Raw genomic sequence first — 6,218 nt, 5'->3', positions numbered from 1 at the left:
GGGCACCACGTCCTGACCGTCGACCTCGACGACCGCACCACGCGGCGCACGCAACGCCGTGTGCAGCACCGCCCGGTCCTCCGTCGTGTTGATCCGCTCCCCGCGGAACATCGCGTCCCGCAACCCCGCCACATCCGTGGCCACGGCAAGCTCCCGCAACAGGGCCAGCGTCTCGTCCGTCACCAGATGCTTCGAGTAGTCCACATGCAGATCACCCACCCGAAGCGTGTACCGCCCCGCACGACCCGGATCCGCGGCGAACAACTCACGGAGCCGCGGGCGCAGCATCGCCTCGGCGCGGTGGTCGGCCAGGGCGGTCCACTCGGGCCGCCGGTCGAGCCTCGTCGCGTCAGCCACGGTCCGCCCCCTCACCGCTGCCACCGCGCAGGGCGACGGCGTACATCTCGTCCGCGTCCAGGCGGCGCAGCTCCTCGGCGATGAGTTCGGAGGTGCTGCGGACCTTGAGGGCGAGAGTGCGCGAGGGCTGGCCGGGCAGGTTCAGGGTCGCCAGCGGGCCCTCGGGCCGGTCGATGCGGATCTCGCCGTTGGCGGTGCCGAGCCGGACGGCCGTCACGACGGGCCCCGCGGTGACGACGCGCTCGACCGGGACCCGGAGACGGGCCTCCAGCCAGCGGGCCAGCAGTTCCGCGCTCGGGTTCTCGTCCTCGCTCTCCACGGCCGCCGAGGTGACCTCCGTCCGAGCCTGGTCGAGGGCGGCCGCGAGCATCGAGCGCCACGGCGTCAGCCGGGTCCAGGCCAGGTCCGTGTCCCCCGGCGCGTAGGAGGCCGCCCGGGCCTCCAGGGCCGCGAGCGGGGTCTCGACGGCGTACATGTCGGTGATCCGGCGCTGCGCCAGGGCGCCCAGCGGGTCCTTGACCGGGACCTCCGGCGCGTCGACCGGCCACCACACGACGACCGGCGCGTCCGGCAGCAGCAGCGGCAGGACCACCGAGTCGGCGTGGTCGGAGACCGCGCCGTACATCCGCAGGACGACCGTCTCGCCGGCGCCGGCGTCCGCGCCGACGCGCACCTCGGCGTCCAGGTGGGAGGAGGTGCGGTCGCGCGGGGTACGGGCGTGCCGCCTGACGACCACGAGGGTGCGCGAGGGGTGCTCGTGCGAGGCCTCCTCGGCCGCCTTGATGGAGTCGTACGCGTTCTCCTCGTCCGTCACGATGACCATCGTCAGGACCATGCCCACGGCAGGGGTGCCGATGGCGCGGCGGCCCTTGACGAGGGCCTTGTTGATCTTGCTTGCCGTGGTGTCGCTCAGGTCGATCTTCATGGCCTGCGCCAGCTCCGTCCGTCTCGTGCGAGCATCTCGTCGGCTTCCTGGGGGCCCCAGCTCCCCGAGGCGTACTGCGCCGGCTCGCCGTGTGTCTCCCAGTGCTCCTCGATCGGGTCGAGGATCTTCCAGGACTCTTCCACCTCCTGGTGGCGGGGGAAGAGATTGGCGTCGCCGAGCAGGACATCCAGGATCAGGCGTTCGTACGCCTCCGGGCTGGACTCGGTGAACGACTCGCCGTACGCGAAGTCCATCGACACGTCCCGGATCTCCATCGACGTACCCGGGACCTTCGATCCGAAGCGCACGGTCATGCCCTCGTCCGGCTGGACGCGGAAGACGATGGCGTTGGCGCCGAGCTCCTCCGTGGCGGTCGAGTCGAAGGGGGAGTGCGGGGCGCGCTGGAAGACGACCGCGATCTCCGTGACGCGGCGGCCCAGGCGCTTGCCGGTGCGCAGGTAGAAGGGGACGCCCGCCCAGCGGCGGTTGTCGACCTCCAGCTTGATCGCCGCGTACGTGTCGGTGGTGGAGGCCCGGTCGATGCCGTCCTCCTCCAGGTAGCCGATCACCCTCTCGCCGCCCTGCCAGCCCTCCGCGTACTGCCCGCGCACGGTGTGCTCGCCCAGGTCCTCCGGGAGCCGCACCGACTTGAGGACCTTGAGCTTCTCGGTGAGCAGCGAGTCGGCGTCGAAGGCGACGGGTTCCTCCATCGCGGTCAGCGCCATCAGCTGGAGCAGGTGGTTCTGGATGACGTCACGGGCCGAACCGATGCCGTCGTAGTACCCGGCCCGGCCGCCGATGCCGATGTCCTCAGCCATCGTGATCTGCACGTGGTCCACGTACGACCGGTTCCAGATCGGCTCGTACATCTGGTTGGCGAAGCGGAGCGCCAGGATGTTCTGGACGGTCTCCTTGCCGAGGTAGTGGTCGATGCGGAACACCTGCTCGGGGTCGAACACGTCGTGCACGACCCGGTTGAGCTCGCGCGCGCTCTTCAGGTCGCGGCCGAACGGCTTCTCGATCACCGCGCGCCGCCAGGACCCGGAGGGAGCCCGTGCCAGCCCGTGCTTCTTGAGCTGCTCGACGACCTTCGGGAAGAACTTCGGCGGTACCGAGAGGTAGAAGGCGTAGTTGCCGCTCGTGCCGCGGGAGGTGTCCAACTCCTCCACGGCCGCGCGCAGCTGCTCGAAAGCCTGGTCGTCGTCGAAGTCGCCGGGGACGAACCGCATGCCCTCGGCGAGCTGCTGCCAGACCTCCTCGCGGAACTCCGTGCGGGCGTGCTCGCGGACCGAGTCGTGCACGATCTGCGCGAAGTCCTCGTCCTCCCAGTCGCGCCGGGCGAAGCCGACGAGCGAGAAGCCCGGCGGCAGCAGCCCGCGGTTGGCCAGGTCGTAGACCGCCGGCATCAGCTTCTTGCGGGACAGGTCTCCGGTGACGCCGAAGATGACCAGGCCCGAGGGGCCCGCGACCCGGGGGAGCCGGCGGTCGCGGGGATCGCGCAGGGCGTTCTCCCAGTCGGCCGCCGGGTCCTGCGCGGCGACCGGCGGGGAGGGCTCCGGCGCGCGGTCCTCCGCGGTGCCCGCGCCCGGCTTCGCGGCGGACGTCGCGGCGCCGGTGCTCCCCGGCGTTCCGCGGTCGGCTCGTTTCCCGCTCATTCCCCGTCAACTCCCTTGCTCCGCAGCGAGAGCGCGACCGCGTCGAGCAGGTCGCCCCAGGCGGCCTCGAACTTCGCGACGCCCTCGTCCTCCAACTGCCGTACGACGTCGTCGTAGGAGACGCCCTGCCGCTCGACGGCCGCGAGGTCGGCGCGGGCCTGGGCGTAGCCGCCGGTCACCGTGTCGCCGCGGACGTCGGCGTGGTCGGCGGCCGCCCTCAAGGTGGCCTCCGGCATCGTGTTGACCGTGCCGGGCGCGACCAGCTCGTCGACGTACAGGGTGTCCTTGTAGGCCGGGTCCTTGACACCGGTCGACGCCCAGAGGGGGCGCTGCCGGTTCGCGCGGGCCCCGCCGAGCGCGGTCCAGCGCGGGCCCCCGAAGACCTCCTCGTACGCCTCGTAGGCGAGCCGCGCGTTGGCCAGCGCCGCCCTGCCCCGGAGCGCGAGGGCCTCGTCCGTGCCGGTCTTCTCCAGCCGCTTGTCGATCTCGCCGTCGACGCGGGACACGAAGAAGGAGGCGACGGAGTGGATGGAGGCGAGGTCGAGGCCCGCGGCCTGCGCCTTCTCCAGACCGGCGAGGTAGGCGTCCATGACCTCGCGGTAGCGCTCCAGCGAGAAGATCAGCGTGACGTTGACGCTGATGCCGAGCGCCAGGACCTCGGTGATCGCGGGCAGTCCCGCCCTGGTCGCCGGGATCTTGACCATCACGTTGGGGCGGTCGACCAGCCAGGCGAGCTGCCTGGCCTCCGCGACGGTGGCCGCGGTGTCGTGCGCGAGGCGCGGGTCGACCTCGATCGAGACCCGCCCGTCGCGTCCGCCGGTCGCGTCGTACACCGGGCGCAGGACGTCGGCGGCGTCGCGGACGTCGGCGGTGGTCATCATCCGTACGGCCTCGTCGACCGTGACGCCGCGCACGGCCAGGTCGGCGAGCTGCTCCTCGTACCCCTCGCCCGAGCCGATCGCGGCCTGGAAGATCGAGGGGTTGGTGGTGACGCCCACGACGTGCCCGGTCCTCACGAGTCCGGCGAGGCCGCCGGAGGTCAGGCGGGTGCGGGACAGGTCGTCCAGCCAGACGGAGACGCCCGCCTCGGCGAGGCGCTCCAGGGGCTCTGCGGGTGCGGTTGCTTCGGTCACAGTGATCATCTTCTTTCGGGCGCTCGGATCAACCGCGGACGGCGGCGAGGGATTCCCGCGCGGCGGCGGCGACGTTCTCGGCGGTGAAACCGAACTCGGCGAACAGGGTGTCGGCGTCGGCGGAGGCGCCGAAGTGCTCCAGGGAGACGATGCGGCCACGATCACCCACGTACCGGTACCAGGTCAGGCCGATGCCGGCCTCGACCGCCACGCGGGCCCCCACGGACGGAGGCAGTACCTGGTCGCGGTAGGCCGCGGACTGCTCCTCGAACCACTCCACCGACGGCATCGACACCACCCTGGTGCCCACCCCCTCGGCCTCCAGCCGCTCACGGGCCTCCACGGCCAGGTGGACCTCGGAACCGGTCGCGATCAGGATCACGTCCGGTGTGCCGCCGGAGGCCTCGCGCAGCACGTATCCGCCCTTCGCGGTGTCCGCGTTGGGCTCGTACGTGGGAACGCCCTGGCGGGTCAGCGCCAGCCCGTGCGGGGCCGGGCGGGTGGAGTGCCGCCTGAGGATCTCGGCCCAGGCGACGGCGGTCTCGTTGGCGTCGGCGGGGCGTACGACGTTGAGGCCGGGGATGGCGCGGAGCGCGGCGAGGTGTTCGACGGGCTGGTGGGTGGGTCCGTCCTCGCCGAGGCCGATGGAGTCGTGCGTCCACACGTACGTCACCGGGAGCTGCATCAGGGCGGACAGGCGTACGGCGTTGCGCATGTAGTCGGAGAACACCAGGAAGGTGCCGCCGTAGATGCGGGTGTTGCCGTGCAGGGCGATGCCGTTCATCTCCGCGGCCATGGCGTGCTCGCGGATGCCGAAGTGGATCGTGCGCCCGTACGGGTCCGCCCCGGGCAGCGGATTGCCCCTGGGGAGGAAGGAGGAGGTCTTGTCGATGGTGGTGTTGTTGGAGCCGGCGAGGTCGGCGGAGCCGCCCCACAGCTCCGGGATCACCGCGCCGAGCGCCTGGAGCACCTTCCCGGACGCGGCACGGGTCGCGACGGACGCTCCGGGCTCGAACACCGGCAGCGCTGACTCCCAGTCCCCGGGGAGCCGTCCGGCCACGATCCGGTCGAAGAGCTTCGCCCTGGCGGGCTGCTCGCGGCGCCACTCGGCGAGCCGCTCGTCCCAGCGGCCGTGCGCCCGGGCGCCCCGGTCCAGGGCCAGCCTGGTGTGGGCGATGACCTCGTCGGCGACCTCGAAGGACCGCTCGGGGTCGAAGCCCAGCAGCCGCTTGGTGGCCGCGATCTCCTCTGCGCCGAGCGCCGAGCCGTGGGACGCCTCGGTGTTCCGCGCGTTCGGCGCGGGCCAGGCGATGACCGTGCGCATCGCGATGATCGAGGGGCGCGAGGTCTCGGCCCGGGCCGCGGTCAGGGCCGCGTGGAGCGCCGACACGTCGACGTCGCCGTCCTGCGCGGGCTCGATCCGCTGCACGTGCCAGCCGTACGCCTCGTAGCGCTTCAGCACGTCCTCGGAGAAGGCCGTGGCGGTGTCGCCCTCGATGGAGATGTGGTTGTCGTCGTAGAGGAGGACGAGGTTGCCGAGCCGCTGGTGGCCGGCGAGGGAGGACGCCTCGGCGGAGATGCCCTCCTCCAGGTCGCCGTCCGAGACGATCGCCCAGATCGTGTGGTCGAAGGGCGACTCGCCCTCGGGGGCGTCGGGGTCGAACAGGCCGCGCTCGTAGCGGGCGGCCATCGCCATGCCGACCGCGTTCGCCGCGCCCTGGCCCAGCGGCCCGGTCGTGGTCTCCACGCCGGGCGTGTGCCCGTACTCGGGGTGGCCGGGCGTCCGGGAGCCGTGCGTGCGGAAGGCCTTGAGGTCGTCCAGTTCCAGTTCGTACCCGGCCAGGTGGAGCTGTGTGTAGAGCGTCAGCGAGGTGTGCCCGGGCGAGAGCACGAACCGGTCGCGGCCGGTCCACTCGGGGTCCGCCGGGTCGTGCCGCATCACCTTGTGAAAGAGGGTGTACGCGACAGGAGCGAGGCTCATCGCCGTGCCGGGGTGGCCGTTTCCGACCTTCTGCACGGCATCGGCCGCCAGCAGGCGGGCCGTGTCGACCGCCCGCCGGTCCAGGTCGGTCCATTCGAAGCTGTCAGGTGTCTGTGCGCTCATCTTCAAGAAGTCCTCGGTAGAAGCCCACTGTCTGGCCGAACGCG

At 72.0% G+C, this 6,218-nt stretch carries 5 protein-coding genes; all 5 read right to left on the bottom strand.

Annotated elements, in window-relative coordinates; translation table 11 throughout:
• A partial coding sequence (locus tag IE265_RS04950; protein ID WP_506005193.1) for a phosphoglucose isomerase-related protein occupies positions 1–357 on the bottom strand: 357 nt, incomplete at its 3' end.
• Positions 350–1,282, bottom strand: a complete 933-nt coding sequence (gene opcA / locus IE265_RS04945; RefSeq protein ID WP_190034067.1) for a glucose-6-phosphate dehydrogenase assembly protein OpcA — start codon at positions 1,280–1,282, stop codon at positions 350–352. The genes opcA and IE265_RS04950, both read right to left, overlap by 8 nt.
• Positions 1,279–2,937 carry a glucose-6-phosphate dehydrogenase gene (gene zwf, locus IE265_RS04940; RefSeq protein WP_229916031.1) on the bottom strand — a complete coding sequence of 553 codons (1,659 nt, stop codon included), beginning with the start codon at positions 2,935–2,937 and terminating at the stop codon, positions 1,279–1,281. Before zwf ends, opcA begins: the two co-directional genes overlap by 4 nt.
• A complete protein-coding gene (gene tal / locus IE265_RS04935) occupies positions 2,934–4,079 on the bottom strand; it encodes a transaldolase (RefSeq protein WP_190034066.1) in 1,146 nt (381 codons plus the stop codon). The genes zwf and tal overlap by 4 nt, the downstream gene beginning before the upstream one ends.
• Positions 4,080–4,098: 19 nt before the next feature.
• Positions 4,099–6,174, bottom strand: coding sequence for a transketolase (gene tkt, locus IE265_RS04930; RefSeq protein ID WP_190034065.1), 2,076 nt, complete (start codon positions 6,172–6,174; stop codon positions 4,099–4,101).
• Between the last annotated feature and the right edge of the window lie 44 nt (positions 6,175–6,218).

Source organism: Streptomyces fructofermentans (assembly GCF_014651055.1).
Lineage (GTDB): Bacteria > Actinomycetota > Actinomycetes > Streptomycetales > Streptomycetaceae > Streptomyces > Streptomyces fructofermentans.
This window is presented reverse-complemented; position numbering and strand designations above follow the sequence as displayed.

Coding starts and splice junctions, on each gene's coding strand:
- tkt (WP_190034065.1), bottom strand. CDS start 6,174: ATGAGCGCACAGACACCTGACAGCTTCGAATGGACCGACCTGGACCGG.
- zwf (WP_229916031.1), bottom strand. CDS start 2,937: ATGAGCGGGAAACGAGCCGACCGCGGAACGCCGGGGAGCACCGGCGCC.
- tal (WP_190034066.1), bottom strand. CDS start 4,079: ATGATCACTGTGACCGAAGCAACCGCACCCGCAGAGCCCCTGGAGCGC.
- opcA (WP_190034067.1), bottom strand. CDS start 1,282: ATGAAGATCGACCTGAGCGACACCACGGCAAGCAAGATCAACAAGGCC.